Origin of the sequence: Brachybacterium sp. FME24 (genome assembly GCF_014897705.1) — a bacterium.
Taxonomy (GTDB): Bacteria; Actinomycetota; Actinomycetes; order Actinomycetales; family Dermabacteraceae; genus Brachybacterium.
The window spans coordinates 56,495-80,762 of record NZ_JABUXV010000002.1; the positions used below are offsets into that span (position 1 = coordinate 56,495).

The 24,268-nt window shown below is 68.7% G+C and carries 20 protein-coding genes; 6 read left to right on the top strand and 14 right to left on the bottom strand.

What is annotated here, in order from left to right; translation table 11 throughout:
• Positions 1–79 precede the first annotated feature (79 nt).
• Positions 80–1,600, top strand: coding sequence for an MFS transporter (locus tag INT51_RS02345; RefSeq protein WP_193103597.1), 1,521 nt, complete (start codon positions 80–82; stop codon positions 1,598–1,600).
• 74 nt (positions 1,601–1,674) lie between these two features.
• Here the strand turns inward: INT51_RS02345 and INT51_RS02350 are convergent, their stop codons facing one another.
• From INT51_RS02350 to INT51_RS02370, 5 genes are all read right to left on the bottom strand, one after another.
• Positions 1,675–2,265, bottom strand: a complete 591-nt coding sequence (locus INT51_RS02350; protein ID WP_193103598.1) for a TIGR03086 family protein — start codon at positions 2,263–2,265, stop codon at positions 1,675–1,677.
• Entirely contained in the window at positions 2,265–2,774 is a 510-nt protein-coding gene (locus INT51_RS02355) for an SRPBCC family protein (RefSeq protein WP_193103599.1), read from the bottom strand. The genes INT51_RS02350 and INT51_RS02355 overlap by 1 nt, the downstream gene beginning before the upstream one ends.
• Positions 2,771–3,163 carry a helix-turn-helix transcriptional regulator gene (locus INT51_RS02360; RefSeq protein WP_226831888.1) on the bottom strand — a complete coding sequence of 131 codons (393 nt, stop codon included), beginning with the start codon at positions 3,161–3,163 and terminating at the stop codon, positions 2,771–2,773. Before INT51_RS02360 ends, INT51_RS02355 begins: the two co-directional genes overlap by 4 nt.
• A 394-nt stretch (positions 3,164–3,557) precedes the next feature.
• On the bottom strand, positions 3,558–5,201 hold the full coding sequence (locus tag INT51_RS02365; RefSeq protein WP_193103600.1) for an alpha-N-arabinofuranosidase: 1,644 nt from the start codon (positions 5,199–5,201) through the stop codon (positions 3,558–3,560).
• A gap of 119 nt (positions 5,202–5,320) precedes the next feature.
• Positions 5,321–6,847 (bottom strand): alpha-N-arabinofuranosidase, encoded by a 1,527-nt coding sequence (locus INT51_RS02370; protein ID WP_193103601.1) that lies wholly within the window; start codon positions 6,845–6,847, stop codon positions 5,321–5,323.
• Between the two features lie 237 nt (positions 6,848–7,084).
• On the opposite strand from INT51_RS02370, the gene INT51_RS02375 reads away from it, so the two are divergent.
• Genes INT51_RS02375 through INT51_RS02385 form a run of 3 tightly spaced genes read left to right on the top strand, consistent with a single transcriptional unit; the run spans position 7,085 to position 9,638 of the window.
• Positions 7,085–8,209, top strand: coding sequence for a LacI family DNA-binding transcriptional regulator (locus INT51_RS02375; RefSeq protein WP_193103602.1), 1,125 nt, complete (start codon positions 7,085–7,087; stop codon positions 8,207–8,209).
• A complete protein-coding gene (locus tag INT51_RS02380) occupies positions 8,206–9,009 on the top strand; it encodes a thymidylate synthase (RefSeq protein WP_193103603.1) in 804 nt (267 codons plus the stop codon). Before INT51_RS02375 ends, INT51_RS02380 begins: the two co-directional genes overlap by 4 nt.
• Entirely contained in the window at positions 9,009–9,638 is a 630-nt protein-coding gene (locus INT51_RS02385; protein WP_193103604.1) for a dihydrofolate reductase, read from the top strand. The genes INT51_RS02380 and INT51_RS02385 overlap by 1 nt, the downstream gene beginning before the upstream one ends.
• 177 nt (positions 9,639–9,815) lie before the next feature.
• Here the strand turns inward: INT51_RS02385 and INT51_RS02390 are convergent, their stop codons facing one another.
• The 9 genes from INT51_RS02390 to chvE all read right to left on the bottom strand — a co-directional run bounded on the left by INT51_RS02390 (position 9,816) and on the right by chvE (position 21,093).
• Positions 9,816–10,733, bottom strand: a complete 918-nt coding sequence (locus INT51_RS02390) for a carbohydrate ABC transporter permease (RefSeq protein ID WP_193103605.1) — start codon at positions 10,731–10,733, stop codon at positions 9,816–9,818.
• A complete protein-coding gene (locus INT51_RS02395) occupies positions 10,730–11,683 on the bottom strand; it encodes a carbohydrate ABC transporter permease (protein ID WP_193103606.1) in 954 nt (317 codons plus the stop codon). Before INT51_RS02395 ends, INT51_RS02390 begins: the two co-directional genes overlap by 4 nt.
• 121 nt (positions 11,684–11,804) lie before the next feature.
• Positions 11,805–13,088 carry an extracellular solute-binding protein gene (locus INT51_RS02400; RefSeq protein WP_193103845.1) on the bottom strand — a complete coding sequence of 428 codons (1,284 nt, stop codon included), beginning with the start codon at positions 13,086–13,088 and terminating at the stop codon, positions 11,805–11,807.
• A 415-nt stretch (positions 13,089–13,503) separates the two neighbouring features.
• Positions 13,504–14,409, bottom strand: a complete 906-nt coding sequence (locus INT51_RS02405; protein WP_193103607.1) for a carbohydrate ABC transporter permease — start codon at positions 14,407–14,409, stop codon at positions 13,504–13,506.
• A 1-nt stretch (position 14,410) separates the two neighbouring features.
• Positions 14,411–15,364, bottom strand: coding sequence for a carbohydrate ABC transporter permease (locus INT51_RS02410; protein ID WP_193103608.1), 954 nt, complete (start codon positions 15,362–15,364; stop codon positions 14,411–14,413).
• Between the two features lie 17 nt (positions 15,365–15,381).
• Positions 15,382–16,752: an extracellular solute-binding protein gene (locus INT51_RS02415; RefSeq protein ID WP_193103609.1), complete on the bottom strand. Its 1,371-nt coding sequence runs from the start codon at positions 16,750–16,752 to the stop codon at positions 15,382–15,384.
• A gap of 374 nt (positions 16,753–17,126) precedes the next feature.
• Entirely contained in the window at positions 17,127–18,308 is a 1,182-nt protein-coding gene (gene mmsB, locus INT51_RS02420) for a multiple monosaccharide ABC transporter permease (RefSeq protein WP_193103610.1), read from the bottom strand.
• 9 nt (positions 18,309–18,317) lie between these two features.
• Positions 18,318–19,859: a multiple monosaccharide ABC transporter ATP-binding protein gene (gene mmsA, locus INT51_RS02425; RefSeq protein WP_193103611.1), complete on the bottom strand. Its 1,542-nt coding sequence runs from the start codon at positions 19,857–19,859 to the stop codon at positions 18,318–18,320.
• 82 nt (positions 19,860–19,941) lie between these two features.
• Positions 19,942–21,093 carry a multiple monosaccharide ABC transporter substrate-binding protein gene (chvE, locus tag INT51_RS02430; protein ID WP_193103612.1) on the bottom strand — a complete coding sequence of 384 codons (1,152 nt, stop codon included), beginning with the start codon at positions 21,091–21,093 and terminating at the stop codon, positions 19,942–19,944.
• 341 nt (positions 21,094–21,434) lie between these two features.
• Between chvE and INT51_RS02435 the strand changes: the two genes are divergently transcribed.
• On the top strand, positions 21,435–22,457 hold the full coding sequence (locus INT51_RS02435) for a LacI family DNA-binding transcriptional regulator (RefSeq protein WP_193103613.1): 1,023 nt from the start codon (positions 21,435–21,437) through the stop codon (positions 22,455–22,457).
• A gap of 83 nt (positions 22,458–22,540) precedes the next feature.
• Positions 22,541–24,190, top strand: a complete 1,650-nt coding sequence (locus tag INT51_RS02440) for a xylulokinase (RefSeq protein WP_193103614.1) — start codon at positions 22,541–22,543, stop codon at positions 24,188–24,190.
• The last annotated feature ends 78 nt before the right edge of the window (positions 24,191–24,268 follow it).

Genomic DNA, 24,268 nt, shown 5'->3' on the forward strand with positions numbered 1-24,268 from the left:
ACGGTCGCTATGTAATCTGCATATCGAAGCGATGTGTATCTTACATATCCTACTGCCCGACCTGCTCCAGAGAGTGCTGATGCCCAGAGATACCGACGTCGCGGGAGCCCGCGGCACTGCCCGCCATCCGATCGCGATCCTCCTCGTGGCCGGCTTCTCCAGCCTGTGCGCCGCCCTCATGCAGTCGCTCGTGATCCCGATCCAGCCCGCGCTGCCCGAGATGCTCGGCACCTCCGGCTCCAACGCCGCCTGGGTGGTCACCGCGACCCTGCTCGCCGGCGGCGTCGCCATGCCCGTCTCCGGCAAGCTCGCGGACCTCTACGGCCGCAAGCCCGTGCTGGTGGTCTCGGCGCTGATCCTGCTGCTGGGCTCGCTGATCTGCGCCCTCGGGGACTCCCTGGCCCCGGTCCTCGTGGGCCGCGCACTGCAGGGCTTCGCCATGGGATACATCCCGGTCGCGATCAGCTTCGTGCGCGAGGTGATGCCCCCGCATCTGCGCAACACGGCCGTCGCCGGCATCAGCGCCACCCTCGGCGTGGGCGGTGCGCTCGGCCTGCCGATCGCCGCCTGGATCGCGCAGTCCTACGATTGGCACGCCCTGTTCTGGCTGGCCTCCGTACTCGCGGTGATCATGGTCGTCGCGACCGTCGTGGTGATGCCGCATCGCCCCGCGGCGCAGTCCGGGAAGCTCGATGTGATCGGCGCCCTGGGCATGGCGGTCGGCGTGGTCGCCCTGCTGGTCGGTGTCTCCAAGGGCAACGACTGGGGCTGGACCAGCCCCGCGACTCTCGGCGCGATCCTCGGCGGCATCGCTGTGCTGCTGCTATGGGGCCGCTTCGAGATCGGGCAGAAGAATCCCCTGGTGGATCTGCGCACCTCCGCCCGGCGACCGATCCTGCTGACCAACATCGCAGCCCTGATGGCCGGCTTCGGCATGATGGCGCAGTCGATCGTGGTTCCCCAGCTGCTGCAGGCGCCCGACGCCACGGGCTACGGCCTCGGGCAGACGATGCTGCAGGCCGGGCTCTGGATGGCTCCGGCCGGCCTGATGATGCTGGCCTTCACCCCGATCTCCAGCCGCATGCTCACCCGCCTGGGCGGGCGCATCACCCTGGCCACCGGCATGTTCGTGCTGGCCAGCGGCTACCTCGTCGCGTTCTTCCTCACCGATGCGCCCTGGCAGCTCATGCTCGCCTCCTGCATCTCCTCGGCCGGCGTGGGCATCGCCTACGCCGCCATGCCCACCCTGATCATGGAGAACTCCCCCGCCTCGGAAGCCGGCGCCGGCGTGGGCGTGAACGCGCTGATGCGGTCCATGGGCACCACGATCGCGGGCGCTGTGATGGCTATCGTGCTCACCTCGATCACGACGAGCGCGGGCGGCATGGAGCTGCCCACGGTCACCGCGTTCAAGGTCTGCTTCGCCCTCGGTGCGGCGGCCGGGCTGGGCGCCGCCGTCGTGACGCTGTTCATCAAGCGCGGCACCCCGAAGCAGCTCGCGGCAGAGGAGGCGGAGACATCGGCCCCGTCGGCCGAGCCGACCGACGGACCCGCGCGCACACAGCAGGCGCATGCCGCCGAGGAGCCCGCACTGCCCTGATCTGACCAGGTGCCCCGCGAGGCCCCGACCAGGGCAGATCCTGGTCGGGGCCTCGTCGTGCACTGCGATCGGGCTCAGGTCGCCGGCGGAGTCCACCGCGGGTCGCGACCGAGGAAGGCGAACAGCTTCTCCTGCTCGGTGGCGTCGTCCGGGACGGGCTGCTGCTGCCCGAACTGGCCGGACGGGCGCAGGTACTCCTCCATGGCACTCATCCCGGTGAAGGCATCGTGGACCATGCCGGGATCGAGACGGTCGTCCTGGCCGGAGGAGCGGGCGAGGTCCCAGGTGTGGAAGAAGACGTCCCCGGTGAAGAACTCGTCGATCACCTCGGGCAGGGGCCTGTCCTGACCCGTATGCGGATTCGAGTGGAGATGCCGGTCGGCATCCGGGTCCTCGAAGAGCGCGTGGATCTGACTGTCGAGATGGGTCCACGCCCCGACGGGGTCCTGCTCGGCCGACGGGCCCTCCTCGAAGCGGAAGGTCGACCCGCCCTGGATCATCGCCGGCAGCCAGGTGGTCAGGTGCCTCACGACGTCGCGGGCGCGCCACTCCGCGACCGGGCTGGGGGCATCCCAGTCGGCGACTCCCCCGACGGTCGCGGTGAAGCCGGAGGCGATCGTGCGGTACTTCTCCGCCGGCGGCAGCTGAGACAGGGGCGTACCCATCAGGAGTTCTCCTCCTGCGCGGAGCCGCCGGCGGCGAGGAGGGCATCGAGCTTCTCGTAGCCCTCGTTGACGCCGACGTCCATCCCGCTGTCGAGCATCTGATTGCGCCCCTCGAAGGAGTCGAAGAGCGACTGGGAGCTCATCCTGGTCCACCCGTCGCCGAGATCCTCGAGGCGCAGGGTCTCCAGGGTGACGGCCTCCGGCCACCCTTCATAGGTGAAGGTCTGGACGATGCGACTCTCGGAGACCTCGTGGAAGCTCCCGTGGAAGGAGTATCGCTCGTCCCCCCGGATATTGGTGAAGGCCCAGGACCCTCCGGTGCGGGCATCCCAGTGGTCGATGCGGGTGGAGAGGCTCTTCGGGCCGACCCACTGGGCATACAGCTCGGGATCGGTGTGGGCGCGGAGCACCTGGGCAGGGGTGGCCTGGAAGTCCCGGACGATGCGGATCAGGGGGACCTCAGGATCGGCGTCGATGGTGGCGGTGGTGAGGCGGTCGGTGGTGCTCATGACGATTTCTCCTGTGAATCGGTGGTGCCTGGCGTGGTCAGAAGTGCCTCGAGGCGGGACATGCGGGCCTCGGCGGCGATCCGGTGTCGGTCGATCCAGGTGGTCAGCCCCCCGAGCGCCTCGACCTCGAGATGCACGGGGCGACGTTGGGCGTCGCGTCGGCGGGTGACGAGGCCGGCGGCCTCGAGGACTGCGAGATGCTTGCTCACGGCCTGCAGGGACATCTCGTAGGGGGCGGCGAGCTCGCCGACCGTGGCATCACCGAGGGTGAGGCGGGAGACGAGGTCGCGCCGGGTGGGGTCGGCGAGGGCCGCGAAGGCCCTCGACAGGGTGTCGCCCTCCATCGTCGTGTCCTGCAGTGCTGTGTCGGCGTTGTCGTCGTCGTCCATTCACTCCCTTCTCAACTGATTGGTTGATAAAGGGGACGCTACTCCCGGCCCGACGCGTCGTCAACCCCTTGGTTGATAACGGTGTCGGCTCCGCTCGGGCCGCGGTCCGTCCGCGGCACACCACACCCGGCCGGCCTGACCCCGTCCACCTCGCCCGGCTCGCCGGGCCTCGCCCGCCCGGCTCGCCTGGCTCCGTGCGTCCGCCTGCCCCGCCGCCCCCAGCCACCCTCGCCAAGTTCGGTCCAACCAGAAGTTCCTCGACGAGAACTTCCAAATTTTGGAAGTTTTCGTCGAGGAACTCCGTCGGATGCCCGCGGCGGCAGCTTCAGGCGATGCGCGGCCAGCACGTCTCCACCTGAGCCACCCCGGCCGCCCGTCAGCGAGGCCTACGGCGTCAGTCGCCCAGCTGCAGCTCGACGGTGACGACGCTGTGCGGCGGCAGGTCGATCTCGAGGCCCCGTTCATGGTCACGCACCGACTCCAGGGCGCGCGGCGCGACCGCGTCGGGCTGCTCGGGCGTGTTGTGCGCGGCCGAGGTCTCGCCGGTCAGCACTCGGGCGCTGTGCCCGGTGACGGAGCGCCCGCGCAGGTCCAGTACGAGCGTGCGGGCCTGCTCGACGTCGAGGTTCGACAGGGAGACCAGCGCTGTCCCGCCCGTCGTGGAGGCCGAGGCGGAGATCATCGGCAGCGCGCGGCCGTCGACCTCAGCGGGCTCCTCGGGCAGCAGCACGTGCGCGTCCAGCGCTGAGGCATCCTGGTGCCCGGCGTTCATCGCGAACACGTGGTAGGTCGGGGTCAGCACCAGGGCGCCGGAGTCGGGATCGGTGAGGATCATCGCCTGCAGGACGTTGACGGTCTGGGCGATGTTCGCCATGACCAGGCGGTCCGCATGGCGGTGGAAGCCGTCGAAGTGGATCGAGGCCACCAGGGCGTCACGCACCGTGTTCTGCTGGTACAGGAAGCCGGGGTTGGTGCCGGGCTCGACGTTCCACCAGGTGCCCCACTCGTCCAGGACCAGGCCCACCTTCTTGAACGGGTCATAGCGGTCCATGACGGTGGAGTGGCGTGCCACCAGCTCCTCGGTGCGGGCGGCCCGGGAGAGCGTCAGGTACCACTCCTGCGGGGTGAAGTCGGTGGCGCTGCCCTTGTCGCCCCAGGGCCCGGACATCGTGTAATGGTGCAGGGAGATCGCCTGGAACGGCGAGGGCTTGGACTCGCGTCCCTTGAGGGTGCCGATCGCCTTCATCAGCGCCTCGGTCCACGCGTAGTCGTCGTCGCTGGCGCCGGCCGCGATGCGAGTGACCTGGTTCCCCGGGTCCCCGCCCTGGTCACGCACATAGGTGGAGTACTGACGGGCCAGCGCCGCGTAGTCCTCGGCCCGCATGTTGCCGCCGCAGCCCCAGGCCTCGTTGCCGATGCCGAAGAACGGCACCTTCCACGGCTCGTCACGGCCGTTCTGTCGGCGCAGGGACGCCATCGGTGAGTCGTCGGCGCGGGTGAGGTACTCGATCCACTGGCTCATCTCGGCGACCGTGCCGGAGCCGACGTTGCCGTTGACGTAGGCCTCGGTGCCGAGCAGTTCGACGAGGTCCATGAACTCGTGGGTGCCGAAGGAGTTGTCCTCGACGATGTCACCCCAGTGGGAGTTGACCATCCGGGGGCGCTGCTCGCGCGGCCCGATGCCGTCCTTCCAGTGGTAGTCGTCGGCGAAGCAGCCGCCGGGCCAGCGCAGGTTCGGGATGTGCAGGGCGCGCAGCGCCTCGACCACATCGTTGCGGATCCCGCGGGTGTTGGGGATCTCGGAGTCCTCGCCGACGAAGAATCCCTCGTAGATGCAGCGGCCGAGATGCTCGGCGAAGTGGCCGTAGAGGTGGCGGTTGATGGTGGTGCCGGGCAGGTCGAGGTCGATGACCACACGGGCCGGGCCGTCGGTCGGCGCACTGGACGGTCCGGTGGAGCCGGTGGCGCGGTGGCCCGTGGTGGTCGCGCTGAGCGCTGAGACCAGTCCGGTGGCGAGAGTGCGGGCAGGAACAGTCATGAGGTCTCCTCGGGTGCGGTCACAGGCGGAGGTGCCCGCCTGCAGCGGACAGGCTCGAGCGGGGCAGTACGAGCGGAGCGGGACTGGGCCCGGGCGGCGGCGCGCCCGGGCCCTCCCGATCAGGCGGTGGTGCGGGTCAGGCGGATGATCGACCAGGAGATCGCGGGCAGCTCACCGCTGAGGCGGCCGTCCGTCATCGCGACGCTCGCGTTCTCCTGCGGGGCGACGGTATCCGGGGCGTCGGCCGTGTTCGCGGCATAGGGGTCCTCGTGGTGCAGGGTGAGGGCCTCGACGAGCTCGAGGTCGCCGAACCCGCCCGAACTCAGATCCACGCCGAGGTCGAGCACGCCGGAGGCATCCCGGTTCACGACGAACACGGTGAGGTCGCCGGAGTCCTCATCCCATGTGGCGACCGCGTCGGCCGAAGCGCTGGTACCGAAGCGCTGGTTCTCGAAACTCGGGGCCTCGACGTTCACCTGCAGCACCTCGCCCTGGGCATGGCGGGAGGTGAGCGCGAAGGGGTGGAAGGTGGTCTGCTTCCAGGCGCGACCGCCGGGCTCGGTCATGATCGGGGCGATCACGTTGACCAGCTGGGCGAGCGAGGCGGAGGCGACGCGATCGCTGTGGCGCAGCAGGGAGATCAGCAGGTTGCCGAACACCACGGCGTCCATCGCGGAGTAGATGTCCTCCAGCAGCACGGGCGCGACCGGCCAGTCGTCACCGCTGGGCGGGCGGGACTCGGCGCGGTGCTGGTACCAGATGTTCCACTCGTCGAAGCTGACCATGATCCGCTTGTCGCTCTTCAGCTTGGCTCCCACATGGTCCGCGGTGGCGACGACGGAGTCGATGAAGTAGTCCATGTCGTCGGCCGAGGCGAGGAAGGAGGCCTGGTCGCCATCCTTCTCCGAGTAGTAGGCGTGGGCGGAGACCATGTCCACGAACTCGTAGGCCTCGGTCAGGACCGTGTTCTCCCAGGCCCCGAAGGTGGGCATCGAGGAGTTGGAGGAGCCGCACACGATGAGCTCGAGATTCGGATCCTCCATGCGCATGGCGCGGGCGGATTCGGTGGCCACGCGCGCATACTCCTCGGCGTTCTTGTGGCCGATCTGCCAAGGGCCGTCCATCTCGTTGCCCAGGCACCACATCGAGATCTTGTACGGATCGGCGTGACCATTGGCGACGCGCTGGTCCGACAGGGCGGTGCCGGCGGGGGCGTTGGCGTACTCGAGCACGTCGAGCGCCTCCTGCACCCCGCGGGTGCCGAGGTTCACGGCGTACATCGGCTCGACGTCGGCCTTCTTGGCCCAGGCCATGAACTCGTCCAGGCCCACGGTGTTGGGGTCGCTGGAGTGCCAGGCCAGGTCGTGGCGCACGGGGCGCTGCTCGAGCGGTCCCACGCCGTCCTCCCAGCGGTATCCGGAGACGAAGTTGCCGCCCGGGTAGCGCACCGAGCTCACACCGAGCTCACGGGTGAGCTCGAGGACGTCGGTCCGGAAGCCCTGGTCGTCGGCCGAGGGGTGATCCGGCTCGTGGATGCCGGTGTAGACGCAGCGGCCGAGGTGCTCGACGAAGGCGCCGAAGGTGCGGCGTCGCACCGGAGCGACCCGGAAGGCGGAGTTCAGAGTGAGGGTGACCTGGGAAGACATCGGTGTCGGCATCCTTGTCGGGGAGGGTGTCCGGCCCGCGCGGGCAGTGCGCAAGCCTGTTCTACAACGTTGCAAACAGCTTTCCACAGCAGTGTCGCGGCGTCAATGACTGCTCGTGATCCGGTACCGCGTCGCCACTGGGCTTCCCCGGCCGGAACTCACCTGCCGCGGGTCTCGGGTCACGATCCCCCTCACCCTGCACCGCCGGCGCGGCCGTTCAGTGCGAGAATCGTCCTCATGTCCCAGCACCCCTCGACCGGCCGCCGGCGCCCGCCGTCGCTGCGCGATGTCGCCGAGATCGCCGGAGTCTCGATCAAGACCGTCTCGAACGTGGTCAACGACTATCCGTACGTCCGGGACACGACCCGCGAGAAGGTGCGCGAGGCGATCCTGCAGGTGGGATACCGCCCGCAGGTTGCGGCGCAGCAGCTGCGCACGGGCGCGAGCAAGATGGTCACCCTCGCTGTGCCGTCACTGACCTTCTCCTACTTCTCGGATCTCGCGCAGGAGTTCATCGACGAGGCCCAGCTGCGCGGCCAGACCGTCGTCCTGCATTCCATCTCCGGCGGCCGCGAGGCCGAGCGCACCGTGCTCGAGGGGTTCAACCGCGTTCTGGGCGACGGCGTCATCTTCAATCCCCTGCAGCTCGAGGAGAAGCTGTTCGCGCGGATGGAGCGCACCAGCCAGCCCACCGTGTTCATCGGCGAGCACCTTCCCGAGGCCCTCCCCCAGGGCAGCGACTACGTGCGGATCGACAACGTCTCCGCCGCCTTCGACCAGACCTCGCACCTGATCACCACCGGTCGCCGGCGGATCGCGTTCATCGGCAGGATCGACACCGAGCAGGGCGCACAGCCCCACAGCTCCGGATCACTGCGCCGGGACGGCTACCTCGCTGCCCTGCGCGAGCATGGGCTCCCCGCCGACGGCGGCGACGTGCAGGCGGTCGCCGACTGGCGCCGTCCCGACGGCTTCGCCGGCGCCGAAGCGCTGTTCGCTCGCCGCCCGGACGTGGACGGGATCGTCTGCGGCAATGACGATCTGGCGATCGGCGTGCTCGCGACCCTGCGCCGCCTGGGCCGACGGGTGCCCGAGGACGTCGCCGTGATCGGCTACGACGACACCCCGGACGCCCCCTTCACCTCGCCCCCGCTGACCACCATCTCTCCGGACAAGCACGCTCTCGCCGCGACCGCCCTGGACCTCCTGGCCGAGCGAATCCAGGGGTACGACGGGCCTCCCCGCGTGGTCGACACCCCCTACACGCTGGTGATCCGCGACTCCACGACCGCGGCCGATGCCGGCCCGCAGCACTCCCCCACCACCCCCTCCGCACCCGATCTCGAGGAGCTCCCCCGGTGACCATCCCGACCCCCTACGAGGACCTGCTGCGCGAGGTCATGGAGACCGGCAACGCCAAGGGCGACCGCACCGGCACCGGCACCCGCAGCCTGTTCGGCAAGCAGATCCGCTTCGACCTCTCCCAGGGCTTCCCGCTGATCACCACCAAGCGCGTGCATACCCGCTCGATCATCCTCGAGTTGCTGTGGTTCCTGCGCGGCGACACCAATGTGCGCTGGCTGCAGGAGCGCGGCGTGAGCATCTGGGATGAGTGGGCTGACGAGAACGGCGACCTCGGCCCGGTCTACGGCGCGCAGTGGCGCTCCTGGCCCACCCCGGACGGCGGCGTGATCGACCAGATCACCGACGTCATCGAGCAGATCCGCACGAACCCGGACTCCCGCCGACTGATCGTCTCGGCCTGGAATCCGGCGGACATCCCGAAGATGGCGCTCGCGCCCTGCCACGCGCTGTTCCAGTTCGAGGTCCACGACGGCAAGCTCTCCTGCCAGCTGTACCAGCGCAGCGCCGACCTGTTCCTCGGGGTGCCGTTCAACATCGCCAGCTACGCGCTGCTGACGCACATGGTCGCCCAGCAGACCGACCTCGAGGTGGGCGACTTCGTGTGGACCGGCGGCGACTGCCACATCTACGACAACCACCACGAGCAGGTCACCCGCCAGCTCTCGCGCGAACCGTTCCCGTCCCCGACGCTGCGGATCACCCGCCGGCCGGACTCGATCCTGGACTACGAGCTCGAGGACTTCGAGATCGAGGACTACCAGCACCACAAGGGCATCAAAGCCCCGGTGGCCGTCTGATGGTGGACCACCCCGACTCCGACGGATCGTCCAGCCCGTCGGCCCGGATCGGTCTGATCTGGGCGCAGGCAAGCGGGGGCGTCATCGGCGCCGACGGCACCATGCCCTGGCACCTGCCGGAGGACCTGAAGCACTTCAAGCGCACCACGAAGGGCTCGCCGGTCGTGATGGGGCGGCGCACCTGGCAGTCGTTCCCGCCGAAGTTTCGACCCCTGCCGGGGCGCACGAACATCGTCATCACCAGGGACGACGCCTTTGCCGACGAGGGTGCCGTGCGTGCACGCGACCTTCCCGATGCCTTGCGCCTCGCCCGGGAGACACTGGCGTTTCCGGGTGCCGAGGCGCCGACTTCCTCCGAGGACGCGGCCTCTGCCGCACGCGCCGCGAGACACAGCCCGTCGGCGGTTGACCGGCCGAGGATCTGGGTGATCGGCGGTGGCGCCGTCTACCGCGAGGCGATCGCGGGCGCGGATCTGCTGGTCGTCACCGAGATCGACCTCGAGATCGACGGCGACACCACGGCGCCCGCGATCCCGGCCGGCTTCACTCTGTCGTCCACGGACCCCGCCGCCGGGTGGCACGAGGCCGCGAACGGCCTGCGCCACCGGGTCCTCACCTACACCCGCTGAGGCCCGATTCTCCGACCATGCACGGGCTCCGGGACGGTGCACCCCGCGTGAGTAGGCGGTGAGGACGACCCGAAGCGCCTAGTCACGCGGGGTACCGGTCGGTAACCCCGGAGAAGCCCGCCCAGCACGGTAGGACGCGAGGCGGCGGACGAGGGGCCCCCGCCCGCCGCGCCGCGCTCAGGTGCCGGCGATGCCGGTGGTGGCGATGCCCTTGATGATCTGGCGCTGGAAGAACATGAACACCACGATCAGCGGCAGCGCGGCGAGGACGGCCTGGGCCATGCTCTGCGCGTACTGGATGCCGTAGGCGCTGATCACGGTCTGCAGGCCTGTCGGCAGCGTCATCAGGTTGGAGTCGTTGACGACGATGAAGGGCCACAGGAAGTTGTTCCAGGCCCCGATGAACACGAAGATCGCGACCGCGCCGAGGATCGGCCGGGACAGCGGCAGCACGATGGCCCAGAAGATCCGGAACCTGCTCGCGCCGTCCATGAGGGCGGCCTCCTCGAGCTCGAAGGGGATCTGGTCGAAGAACTTCTTGAGGATGAACACCATCGGAGCGGCGACCACCTGCGGCAGGATGATGCCCCAGTACGTGTCCACCAGGTTCAGCGAGAGCATCAGGTTGAACAGCGGGACGATGAGGATCTGGCCCGGGATCATGATCGACGCGACGATCAGCGTGATCAGCATCTGGCGCCCCGCGAACTTCAAGCGCGAGAGGGCGTAGCCGGCGAGCGCCGAGATCGTCACCGTGATCACGGTGACCAGGGCCGAGGTGAGCAGACTGTTCCACGCCCAGCGCGGCACCAGTCCCTCGGTGAGGACGTTGACATACGCCTCCAGGGTGAAGCCGCTCGCGGGGAACAGCGTCACCGGCAGGGCGGCCGCCTCGGCCTCGGTCTTGAACGAGGTCAGCACGGCCCACAGCACCGGGATCAGCCACGCCAGGGCCAGGACCGCGAGGATCACGAAGGCGACGATGCGAGCCGGCGTGGGGCGGCGACGACGCCGCGTGGAGGTGCTCCGCGCGGGAGCCTTCACCGCCGGGACAGCGGGGCTCAGGGTCGAGGTGGTGGGGTTCGCGATGCTCATGCCTTCACGCTCCGTCGGGACGAGATCACCATGTATGCGATCGAGATGATGATGATCAGGAAGAAGAAGATGTAGGAGATCGCCGAGGCGTAGCCCAGGCGGTACCCGGTGAACCCGGCCTCATAGATGTAGAGCAGGATCGGGCGGGTCGTGCCGCCGGGGCCGCCATTGGTCATCTGGTAGATCTGGTCGAAGACCTTCAGCGATGCCAGCAGCTGGAGGACGAGCACCAGCACCGTCGTGGGCGCGAGCTGCGGCAGGGTGATCGCGCGGAACTTCCGCCAGGCGCCGGCACCATCGAGCGATGCCGCCTCGTAGAGCTGGTCGGGGATGTTCTGCAGTGCCGCCAGGTAGAGCAGGAAGTTGAAGCCGACGGTCCACCACACGGTGGTGACGACCACGGCGATCATGGCGGTGTTCGGGTCCTGCAGCCACGCGAGTCCCTCGATGCCGAACCAGCCCAGGAACGTGTTGATCAGCCCCAGCTGCGGGTTGTACATCCAGATCCAGAACTGCGAGACCACGGTCGAGGCGAGCAGGAACGGCATGAAGAACGAGAGCCGCCAGAACCACTGGCCGGGAAGGCCGATGTTCACCAGCACGGCGAGCACCATGGCGACGACCACCAGCGGGATAGTCGAGAGGAGGGTGAACCAGGCGGTATTGGCCAGCGAGCTCCACACCTGCGGATCCCCGAGGGCCTCCTTCCAGTTCGCCAGGCCCACGAAGCCGGTGTTCGTGCCGGCGAGGCTGGTGCCGGTGAAGCTCATCCACAGCCCGTAGAAGGTCGGCCAGATGAGGAACAGGCCGAAGGCGATCAGGAACGGGGCGCAGTAGAGCCATCCGCGCAGGTTGTCGCTGCGGCGCCGACGGGAGCGCCCGGCGGCGAGATGGTCGGCTGCGCCAGTGGCGGCCCGGGGCGGGGCGGCGAGGCCTTCGGCGGTGGTCATCGGTCGTCTCCTTCGACGGACGGACAAGGCTGCACGGGATTCACGACAGGCGTGAGGGGCGCGGTGGTCGCCGTGGTCGTGCGGGGCACGGCGGGCGCGGGGTTCCGGTGTCGCATGGCGATCACATCGGGGTGGGCTTGAGCAGCAGCGCGTTCACCCGGGTGACGAACGCGTTCCAGCCCTCGAGGGGGTCGGTGCGCCTCGCCCAGACGTTCTGCATGTCGTTGCCGAAATAGGTGTGGAAGTCGCTGCCCGAGCCGGTGAACCAGGCCCGTGGGTCGTAGACGAGATGATCGATCGCGTCGGCGTAGTGGGACTGCGGGATCAGGTCGTCGTAGCTCGGGTCCTCGACGACCGGGGAGTAGGCGGGGATGTGCCCCGCACCGGCCCAGGTGATCGAGTTCTTCAGCAGGTAGGCCACCGCCGCGTGCACGTTGCGGCGGCGATCCTCGTCGGGGGACATCTGGTGCGGGAGTACGAAGGCGTGGGAGTCCGCGTAGGCGGTGGGCTCCCCCAGGACCCCCGGGATCACCGTCATGTCGAAGGGCACGCCTTCATTGCGGAAACTGCCGGATTCCCAGACGCCTCCGTAGAAGGCGCCGGCGCCGCCGGTGGCGAACTCGGAGATCGCGGTGCCGCCGTCGTGCCCGGGGTTGCCCACGTCGCCGTCGATGAGGGAGAGGATCCATTCGATCGTCTCGATGACGAGCTCTTCCTGGTACTCCATCTCGCCGCCGACGGGCAGATCGATCGTGCCCCCGAGCTGCGCGTAGTAGGTGGAGAACATGCGCCACTGGTTCGAGCCGTCCCCGAGGTATCCCCAGGACAGCCCGTACCCGGTGGGTGCATTGGCCCCGAGCTCGAGGGCGAGTGCGCGGAAGTCCTCGGGGTTGTCGGTGGGCAGCAGCAGGCCGTCGCTGCCGAGGACCCCGGCGGCCTCGGCGATCTCGGTGTTGTAGTAGAGGACGAAGGGGTGGGAGTCCAGGGCGATCGCGGTGAGCTTCCCGTCGACCACCATCTTGTCCCAGATCAGGTCGGGGAAGTCCTCCTTCACCACCCCGAACTCGCCGAACAGGTCGAGGTCCCATTCGTCGAGCAGGCCGCCGGGGGCGTAGCCGGGTACGCGAGCGGCGTGCATGACCGCGAGGTCCGGTGCGCGGCCGCCCGCCGAGGCCATGGCGAGCTTCGTGTAGTACGGCGCCCCCCAGGCCAGCACGGTCTGGGTGACGCTCGAGGCACCTTCGGTGGCCATGTACCCGTCGAGCATCTCGCCCATGGTCACGCCGTCGGGCCCGGAGAGCAGGTGCCAGAAAGCGATGTCGTCGGACGCCCGAGCGGCCGTGCCGCCGCATCCTGCCAGCGCCCCCAGGCCTCCGAGGGCTCCCAGGGCGCCGGCGCCCTGCATCAGTGCGCGACGGCCGACCACGCGACCACCCGCATGAGCGCTCCCCGGGCGATTCCTCGGGGAAGCCGGCCGGGACCCTGCGGCCCCGGCGCGAGAAGAACTAAGCATCATTCCGTCCACCTCTTCGTGGTGGGGCGCAGCCGCCACGGCAGATGCCGTGCGCAACCGTCAGCCCGACAGACTTCGTACGCGAGCCCTGAATTTACATCGTTGCAATGTGGGCGTCAACACTCTGCGGCGAGGCGGGCAGCGCCGGCACGGATCGAGCCATTCCTCATCGTTCAGGCAGGTCACAGCTTCCTGTGATCGCGAAAAGTCAGCGAGGTCACGGCAGTACCGGCACCGTGGCGCGCAGATGACGCCCCCGGCTCCCTGCGCGTACTGCGCGGGCACCGGGGACGTCATCGGACGTCGCTCAGCCCTTCAGGCCGGAACCGGTCACCCCTTCGACGATCTGACGCTGGAAGAACATGTACAGCACGACCAGCGGAAGGGCGGCGAGGATCGCGCCGGCCTGGATATCCGCGTAGCGCAGCCCGAAGGTGCCCTGCACCGTGGCGAGGCCGACGGGGATCGTCATCAGGGCCGGGTTGGACAGGACGAACAGTGGCAGCAGCAGGTTGTTCCACGTCCACACGAAGGTCAGGATCGCCACGGCCGCGGTGACGGGACGGGAGAGCGGCATGATCACCGACCAGTAGATCCGCCACAGTCCGGCACCGTCCACCCGCGCGGCCTCCTCGAGCTCCTTGGGAACCCCGTCGAAGAACTTCTTGAAGATGAACACGGCGATGACGGAGGGGACCTGCGGGAGGATCACGGCCCAGTAGGTGTTCAGCAGCTGCAGGATGCGCAGCTCCTCGAAGAGCGGGACGATCAGCACCTGGCTGGGGATCATCAGACCGATGATGACCAGCAGGTAGACCAGTGACCGCCCGCGGAACCTCAGCCGCGAGAGGGCGAAAGCGGCCATCGACGCGAACAGCAGGGTCAGTACTGCGGTGATGATCGAGGTCAGGAAGCTGGAGAGATACCAGTTCCAGATGTCGCCCTGTCTCATCAGCGTCAGGTACGACTCGAGCGTCGGACGCATCTCGGTGAGGATCTCCTGCGCGCCGAGGGCGGCGACACCATTGGCCGTCAACGAGGTCTTCACCGCGAACACGCTGGGGATCAGCCACAGGATCGCAAGCACCACGAGGATCACCAGCGAGATGACGTGGAAGGAGCGCCCGCCACCCCGGACCGGAGTGGTGGGTGCGGCCGGGGCGGCGGCGGAGACCCCATTGCGGCGTCGGGTGCGGCTATCGATGGCAGTCATGTCAGGAGCCTTCCTCGCGCGCGGTGCCGACCCGGGAGACGACCTGCTGGATGATGGCGATCACCAGGATGATCAGGAACAGCAGGACCGAGGCCGCCGAGGCCGCGCCGATCCGGTTGCTGGTGAAGGCCGTGTCCGTGATGAGGCCGAGAGCCACCTGCGTCGAGATGCCTGGACCTCCCTCGGTCATCAGATAGACCTGGTCGAAGATTTTCAGGCTGGCGATGATCTGGAGCAGGATCACCAGGCCCGTGGTGCGGTTCAGCAGGGGCACGGTCAGCCGGACGATCTGCTGCCAGGGCGTGGCCCCGTCGACCGCGGCGGCCTCGTACAGCTCCCGCGGGATGTCCTGCAGGCCCGCCAGGAAGAGGACGAAGTTGAACCCGATGGTCCACCAGATCGTGGCGATCGCGATACCGATCATCGCGGTGCTCGGGTCAGAGAGGATGCCGGCACCGGGCTCCAGGCCCACCATCCGGGCGGGCAGCGACCACAGGCCCGTCGAGGGGGTGAAGACGAAGACCCAGATCAGGGAGATCGTCGCCGAGGGCAGGATGAACGGCAGGAAGAAGGCCAGACGGAAGAACCATTGGCCGCGGGCGACCCGGTTGGTCAGCACGGCCATGACGAAGGAGAGGATGACCAGCGGTGGCACCGTATAGAGCGTGAACTGGAGCGTGTGCCAGAGCGCCGACCAGAAGTCGGCCCGGCCGAACATCTCGAGATAGTTGTCCAGGCCCGCGAAGGGCCCCAGCCCGCTGTGCACGGTCGAGGTGTGGAAGAAGCTCGCGAAGAACATCCACACCGTCGGCCCGATCATGAAGGCCACGTAGAAGACCACGAACGGGGTGAGGAAGAGCCACGCCTGCGGGGTCCGATGCCGCACGGCGCCTCCTCGGAGCCGGGGCTGCGAGGTATCCACGGATCGGGGAACGGCGGAGGACGTCGTCGTCATGAGGAGTTCCTTCCGGATCAGAGGGGGCTGGGCGTCGAGGTGTAGATCTCGAGCTGCGCCCTGATCGCCTGCAGCGCCTGCTCCGGAGTGAGCACACCCTGCTGGACGAGTCCGAGCTGGGCACCGACGGTCGACTCGAAGGTCGACCCCGATCCGCCGTACCAGGCCGGGTCGTCGTAGACCGCATAGTCGGCGGACGCCGCGTAGTACTTCTGCGGCTCGAGGGCCTGGTACTCGGCGCTCTCGAAGGCGGGCATGTAGGAGGGGACGTGCCCACCCTCGGCCCAGGTGAAGCTCTGCTCCAGCATCGCCTTGATGAACTCCATCGCCTGCTGGCGCTGCTCCGGAGAGCGGTCCTTGCGCGGAAGGATGAACGTGTGGGAATCGGCCTGGACGGCCTGCCTGTCGTAGAGCTGAGGGATCGGGGCCATCCCGAACTCGAGCCCGTCGATCGACTGCGCGGTGGAGATCTCCCATTCGCCCTGCAGATAGAAACCGGAGCCTCCGGTGAACATCGTGGTCTGCGAGGTCGCGTAGTCGAGAGCGCTGTTGAGCCACCCCTGGTCGACCCAGCTCTGGATCCTCCCCATCACCTCGAGGAAGGACTCCTCGTCGACGCTGATGGTCGCCCCGTCGTCCTCGAGGAACGGCGTCGCCGCGTCGAGCTGGTTGTACAGGGTCCAGAAGAATCGCCACGGGGTGGAGGTCTCCGCGACGTTGGCGACGGTGATCGCGAGCCCCTCGGTGACAGCGCTGATCTCGGCCAGGGCCGCTTCGAAGGCGTCCATCCCGGTGAGGTCGACGAGCAGTCCGTCCGCGTCGAGCAGGCCCGCCTGATCGCACACCTCCTTGTTGTAGAACAAGGTGAACGGGTGAGTGTCCAGCGGGATGGCAATGTTCTGACCGTCCGTGACCTGGGCTTTCCAGGCCTGAGCGTTGAAGTCCTCCGTCGTGAGGCCGACGCCGGCGAGGTCCTTCTCGGTGATCGGATCGAGGATCCCGCCGGTCCAGAGCGGCTTGGCGCGCGTGAGGTGGGCGACCGCCACATCCGGCGGCTGATTGCCGACCGTGGCAAGGGTCAGCTTCGAGTAGTACGGGTTGCCCCAGGTCAGAGTGGTCGCCTGCAGTGAGCTTTCTCCGTACTCCTCGCGGTAGGCCGTTTCCATGTCCTGCATACGCACACCGTCGCCACCTCCGAAGAGGTTCCAGTAGACGATGACCTCCGGGTCCAGCTGGGTGCCGAGGAGGCCCGCTGCCAGCGGCGTGGAGCACCCCGCCACGGTGAGCGTGGAGGCCGCCAGAGCCCCGGCGCCGAACAGTCGGCGGCGACTGATCGCGGGGCTCTCGACGCTGCGCACCGGGGCTGCGCGGGGTGGGCGATTCCTCATGTCATCACTCCCTCGGAACGGGGACCTGGGCGACGGGCGGGCCGCCCGCCAAGGCGTCGAGAAGGCTGGTGTCGACAGCGCGTCCCGTAACTCCACGGCGACCGGTCCTACCCGGCCTCGCGTCGCGGCGACCCTGCTGGCAGCTCTGCCCCCAGGCGTGCGATTCCGCGGGAAACACTGTCCGTAATGCCCACTTTGCTCTCATCCGCAGTCTATGTGCTGCGCCTCACAAACACCAGGGTTTCATCGTTGTAGGGCGTGCGGGCGATACCGCCTGCACCGCACGGAGCCCCGCCGCCTCCCTCGACGCAGGGGGTCGAGATCGGCGGCGGGGCTCCGCTCCCGGGAGGCTCCGGGGCTCGCCCGGTCGGCCGTCAGGCGGCGCTCGTGGAGCGCTTCTTGTTCCACACGTCGAAGGCGACGGCCAGCAGCAGCACCACGCCGCGCACGACCGACTGCGTGGACTGGTCGATACCCATGATCTGCATGCCGTTGGACATGACCGCCATGATCAGGCCGCCGATGATCGCGCCGTGCACCTTGCCGATGCCACCGGTCACCGCGGCGCCGCCGATGAAGGCAGCCGCGATGGCGTCCAGCTCGAACATGTTGCCGGCGCCCGGCTGGGCGCTGTTGGACCGCGCGGAGTACACGATGCCCGCGACCGCCGAGAGCAGGCCCATGTTCACGAACAGGAGCATGTTGACCCGGCGCGTCTTCACGCCGGACAGCTGCGCGGCCTGCAGGTTGCCGCCCATGGCGTAGATGTGCCGGCCGAAGATGGTGCGCTGACTGATGAAGCCGTAGATGAGCACCAGCGCCGCCAGCAGGATCAGCACCACCGGGAGGCCGCGCGAGTGCGCGAGCTGCCAGGCGAAGGCCATGACCACGAGCGCCACGACCGCCGTCTTCAGCCAGAACAGGACCAGGGCCTCGACCGGCTGCTTGTACTTCAGCTTGGCGAGGCGGCCGCGGTACTGCTGGATCGCGAAGACCACGACCAGCGCCGCCGCGAGGAACAGCGTGAAGGCGTCGTATCCGTCGCCGCCGAAGAGCCCGTTGAGGAACCCGCCGGAGATGTACTGGTACTGCTCCGGGAAGGGCGAGAGCGAGACGTTGCCGAGGACCTGCATGGTCAGGCCACGGAAGATGAGCATGCCCGCGAGGGTGACGATGAAGGCGGGGATGCCGACGTACGCGACCCAGAAGCCCTGCCACAGCCCCACCAGCACACCGGTGCCGAGCGCCGCGAGGACGCCGACCCACCAGGGCAGGCCGTTGCCGATCACTACGACCGCGGCGACGCCGCCGGTCAGGGCGACCACTGAGCCCACCGACAGGTCGATGTGCCCGGCCACGATGATCAGCACCATGCCGATCGCGAGGATCAGGATGTAGGAGTACTGCAGGACCAGGTTGGTCAGGTTGCCCGGGCTCAGCAGTGCGCCGCCCGTGAGGATGGTGAACAGCACGATGATGAACACGAAGGCGATGTAGATGCCGCTCTGACGCAGGTTCCGCGTCAGGAGTTCTTTGATATTAGAAGTTCCGGCCATGAGGCGCGCTCACTCCCTCTCCATGGTCATGAGCTCCATGAGGCGCTCCTGCGTTGCGTCCTGGGCGGCGACCTCACCGGTGATGCGGCCCGTGGACAGTGTGTAGATGCGATCGGCCAGGCCCATGACTTCGGGCAGCTCCGAGGAGATGACGATGATCGCCTTGCCGGCTTCGGCGAGCTCGTTGATGATCGAATAGATCTCGAACTTGGCTCCGACGTCGACGCCGCGGGTGGGCTCGTCCAGGATCAAGAGGTCCGGCTCGGTGTAGAGCCACTTACTGAGCACGACCTTCTGCTGATTGCCGCCGGAGAGCTTGCCGACCTGCGCCATGACGGTCGGGGTCTTGATGTTCAGCGAGGAGCGGTAGCGCTCGGCGACCGCGATCTCCTCGTTGCCGTCGATCCAGCCGCGCGAGGTGACCTTCGACAGCGCCGCGGAGGTGACGTTGGTGCGGATGTCCTGGATCAGGTTCAGCCCGAACTGCTTGCGATCCTCGGAGACGTAGGCGATGCCGGCGTCGATGGCTTCGGAGACGGTGCGCATCAGCACGGGCTTGCCATGCATGTACGCGGTCCCGGTGATGTCTCGGCCGTAGGAGTGGCCGAACACGCTCATGGCGAGCTCGGTGCGCCCGGCACCCATCAGGCCCGCGATGCCGACGACCTCGCCGGCGCGCACGTTCAGCGCGGCGCCGTCGACCAGGAGGCGGTCCGGCTGGGTGGGGTGGGTGACGTGCCAGTCCTCGATCCGGAAGATCTCCTCGCCGATCTCGGCGTGACGCTCCGGGTAGAGGCTGTCGATGTCCCGCCCGACCATGCCCTTGATGATCCGTGGAACCAGGGTGGACTTCTCGTCGTCGGGCACCCGCATGTCGATGGTCTCGATGGTCGAGCCGTCGCGGATGACGGTGGTCGCGTCGGCGACCGCCGCGATCTCTCCGAGCTTGTGGGAGATGATGATGCTGGTCACGCCCTCATCGCGCAGTCCGCGGATGAGGCCGAGCAGGTGCTCGGAATCGTCGTCGTTCAGGGCGGCCGTGGGCTCGTCCAGGATCAGCAGGCTCACATTCTTGGTGAGTGCCTTGGCGATCTCGACCAGCTGCTGCTTGCCCACGCCCAGTTGGCCGACGAGCGTCACCGGGTTCTCGTCCAGGCCCACCCGCGCCATCAGCTCGGCGGCGCGCGCGTTGGTCTCGTGCCAGCTGATGACACCGCCCCTGGTCTGCTCGTTGCCCAGGAAGATGTTCTCGGCGATCGAGAGGTGCGGGACCAGGGCGAGCTCCTGGTGGATGATCACGATGCCCTCGGCCTCGGATTCATTGATCGACGAGAAGCTGACGGGACGACCGCGGTAGTGGATCTCGCCCTCGTAGGAGCCGGCCGGCTCGACCCCGGAGAGCACTTTCATGAGCGTGGACTTCCCGGCGCCGTTCTCTCCGCAGATGGCGTGGATCTCCCCGTCGTCGACCGTCAAGGAGACGTCCTTGAGGGCGATGACGCCGGGGAAGCGTTTGGTGATGGACCGCATCACGAGGATGTGTTCGGTCAAGGGGCCCTCCTTCGGGCGGAAGGCCCCGGCGCGCGCAGCCGCGCGGCCGGGACCTCACCTGTGTGCTGCTGCAGGAGACTGCTCAGAGCTTGCCGGCTTCGACCTGCTCCGGCGTGTAGTAGCCGGAGTCGACCATGATCTCCTCGTAGTTCTCCTGGAGGACCATCTGCACCTCGAGCAGGTACGCCGGCACCACCTTCACACCGTTCTCGTAGGTCTCGGTGTCATTGGCCTCGGGATCCTCGCCCTTCAGGATGGACTCGGCGGCGAGGATCGCCTGGTCGGCGAGGTCGCGGGTGTCCTTGAAGATCGTCGAGTGCTGGACGCCGTCGGCGATCAGCGTGATCGAGGCGATCTCCGCGTCCTGGCCGGTCACGATCGGCAGCCCGTCCTCGATGGTCGGGCCGCGGCCCGAGTTCTGCAGCGCATTGATGATGCCGCGTGACAGCGGGTCGGCCGGGGCGAGCACCCCGCTCAGCTCCTCGCCGCCGTTGTAATGGGTGGTCAGCAGGTTCTCCATGCGCTTCTGGGCGGTCTCCTGCTCCCAGCGCTGGGTGGCGGCCTGCTCGATGTCCATCTGCCCGGACGGGACCACGAGCGTGCCGTCGTCGAGGTAGGGCTGCAGGGTGTCGATCGCGCCCTCCCAGAACAGGTGGGCGTTGTTGTCGTCGAGCGAGCCGGCGAACAGCTCCACGTTCAGCGGGCCCTCGGGGGCGTCGGACGCAGGCTCGAACTCCTGATCGAGCAGACCCAGACCGTACATCAGGGCGTTCGCCTGGTTCACGCCGACCTTGTAGTTGTCGAAGGTGACGTAGAAGTCGACGTTCTCGTTGTCGGTCAGCAGACGGTCGTAGGCGATGACCGGAATGCCCGCGGCAGCGGCAGCATCCAGCTGGGAGGACAGCGACGCCCCATCGATCGAGGCGATGAGCAGGGCGGAGACGCCCGAGTTGATCATCTGGTCGATCTGCTGCTGCTGGGTGGGGATGTCGTCCTGCGCGTACTGCATGTCGACCGTGAAGCCCTTTTCCTCCAGGCCCTCCTTGATGTTGTTGCCGTCGGCGACCCACCGCTCGTAGGTCTCCGTCGGCATCGCGACGCCGAGGGTCTGTTCGCTGGGCTCAGCGTCGGTGTCCGGGCCGCCGGAACCGGCGCCCTCGCCGCCGCAGGCGGCCAGTCCGAGCGCGGCCGCCGTGGCCGTCGCTCCCAGCATGAAGATTCTCCGGTTGTGCATGGGTATTTCCTCCTCGAAATCGCCGTCTGCTACCTGCAGCAGGTGGAACGCCCCGCCTCGAGCTCTGCGCCGGCAGCACTGCGGCGGGCGTCGACGCCGACCGTGGTGCCGACGGTGCGTCGGCGGGACTTCTGCAGCCCTGGGTGGGCCCGTGTCCGGTGGTGCGCACGCCGCCTGTGGCGAGGACCGCCCGAATGATAACGTTCACATTGAAGCAGATGTCAAGAAGGGAGAGGCCCGCTCGGGTCACAAGTCGGCAACGACTTACCACTGGTCACTTCCGATTCCCAGCCTGACCTGCTGTAAATCGATTCCGCAGGTCACGACGGGAAGGAGCACGCATGGCCACCACGCCACGCCGCCCCTCCATGGCCGACGTCGCCTCCCGCGCCGGGGTCTCCTACCAGACCGTCTCCCGGGTGCTCAACGAACCGGATGTCGTGCGCCCGGCGACCCGCTCCCGGGTGCTCGAGGCGATCTCCGCGCTCGGCTACACGCCCAACCGCGCCGCCCGCGCCCTGAAGACCACCCGCTCCTCGCTGATCGGGATGCTCACCGACGGCTCCGCGCTGTTCGGTCCGGCGGAGACCACCACCGCGATCGAGACGGCCGCCCGCGATGCCGGCTACTCCGTGGTGCTGACCACGGTCGGCGCGGATGACGCCGGCTGCCGGGAGATCGGCGCGGAGCTCCTGAGCTCGGGAGCCGACGGGGTCCTCGTGGTTGCCGCCCATGAAGGAATGGTGCCCGCCGTCGCCGCGGTCGCCCGCTCCACACCCGTCGTCGCCGTCTCCGCGCAGGCGCCGCGGGTCCCGGGTGTCGAGGTCGTCGGCGTGGACCAGCGACTCGGGGCTCACCAGGTCGTCGAGCACCTGGTGCGCACCGGGGCCCGCTCGGTCGTCCATGCCTCCGGCCCGCAGGACTGGTTCGACGCCCGCGCCCGCCTGGACGGCTTCGAGCAGGCCCTCGAGGAGCACGGCCTCGACGGAGCCGTCGTCGGGCCAGGGGACTGGACTCCTCTGGCGGGCTACGAGATGACCAGCGCACTGATCAAGGACGGCCTGCCGGATGCGATCTTCGCCGCGAACGACATGATGGCGATCGGAGTGCTGCACGCCCTGCACGAGCACCGGCTGCGCGTGCCCGAGGACGTCGCCGTGGTCGGCTTCGACAACATGCTGGGCGCCGAGTTCCTGGTCCCGTCGCTGACCACGGTCTCCCAGCCCTTCGCCGATCTGGGCCGCCTCGCGCTCCAGCGCCTGCTGTGCCTGCTCGAGGGTCGCGAGCTCCCCGCCGGCACGCCGCGCACCTTGCCACCCCGCCTGGTCGTGCGCCGATCCACGCGGCCCGAGCGCACGCACTGACACCCGCCGAGCCCGCGCGCCCACCCCTTGGACAGCACAATGTGAACGTTGACATGCCGCCTGCCAGCTGGTTGGCTGAACCCATGACGCACGATGCCGTGTCCTCAGCAGACCACACCACGCCCCCCGCCTCCAGTGCCGCCGCCCTCATCGGGGCGGGGCGCGCGCACCTCGGCCTCGAACTCGGGTCGACCCGCATCAAGGCAGCCCTCATCGACGACGCCGGCACAGTGCTCGGCGCCGGCTCGCACGCCTGGGAGAACGACTACGCCGACGAGAACTGGACCTACTCGCTCGACGCCGCCTGGGACGGGATCCGCGACTGCTACGCCGATCTGCTGCGCGACGTGCGTGAGCGCCACGACGTGGAGCTCACGCACCTGGCGAGCATCGGCATCTCGGCGATGATGCACGGCTACCTCGCCTTCGACGAGCACGGCGAGCAGCTGGTCCCGTTCCGCACCTGGCGCAACACCTACACGGCCGACGCCGCCGCGCTGCTCAGCCGCACCTTCGAGCTCAACATCCCGCTGCGCTGGAGCGTCGCGCACCTGCTGCACGCGACCCTTGGCGGCGAGGAGCACGTCCCTCGCCTCGGCCACCTCACCACGTTGGCCGGGTACGTGCACTGGCAGCTCACCGGCCGCACCGTGCTCGGCGTCGGCGACGCGAGCGGCGTCTTCCCCATCGCCGCCTCGGGCGATGGGTTCGACCCCGAGCTGCTCGAGCGCTTCGCCGCCCTCGACGAGGTCGCCGACCTGCCCTGGTCGCTGCCCGAGATCCTGCCCGAGGTGCTCGTCGCCGGGCAGGACGCCGGCTCGCTGACCGCGCAGGGCGCCGCCCTGCTCGATGCCTCGGGCGCCCTGCGCAGCGGCGCCGTGGCCGCTCCCCCGGAGGGCGACGCCGGCACCGGCATGGTCGCCACCCAGGCGGTGGACCCGCGCACCGGCAACGTCTCCGCCGGCACCAGCGCCTTCGCGATGGTCGTCCTGGAAGGCCCGCTGTCCGGGCCCCGCGAGGAGATCGACCTGGTCACCACACCCTCCGGTGATCCGGTGGCGATGATCCACACCAACAACTGCACCGGCGACCTCGACGCCTGGCTGGGGATCTTCTCCCGCTTCGCCGAACTGATCGGCCACCCCGTCGGCGCCCAGGAGCTGTTCGGCACCCTGTTCGGCGCGGGCGCCCAGGGCGAGGCCGACGCCGGCGGCGTGCTGTCCTACAACTACATCTCCGGGGAGCACCAGACGGGCGTGCCCTCCGGCCGTCCGCTGCTGGTGCGCGAGCAGGAAGCCCGCTTCACCCTCGAGAACTTCATGCGCTCCCAGCTCTACGGGGCCTTCGGTGCGCTCGCGGTGGGGATGGAGGCGCTGCTGAAGGACGAGGGGGTGCAGCTGGACGTGATGTACGCGCACGGCGGCATCTTCCGCACGAAGGGTGTGGCTCAGCAGGTGCTGGCCGACGCCATCGCCACCCCGGTCGCCGTCGGCGAGTCCGCCGGCGAAGGAGGCTCCTGGGGCATGGCGCTGCTGGCCGCTTACACCGCGCGCACCGCCGCCGCCGCCGTGCCCGAGTCGCTCAGCGCCTTCCTGTCCGCGCAGGTCTTCGCCTCCCAGGAGCTCACCACCGTGCACCCCGACGAAGCCGGGATGGCCGGGCACGCGACCTGGCTGGCCGGGTACCGCACCGGGCTGCCGGTCGAGCGACTCGCTGGCGAGGTCCTCGACTGAACCGCCCGAGGTGCTGACCGGCCCCGTCGGGCCCGGCCCCCGTTCCGCATCCCTTCCATCCGACCCCAGGAGCCCCCC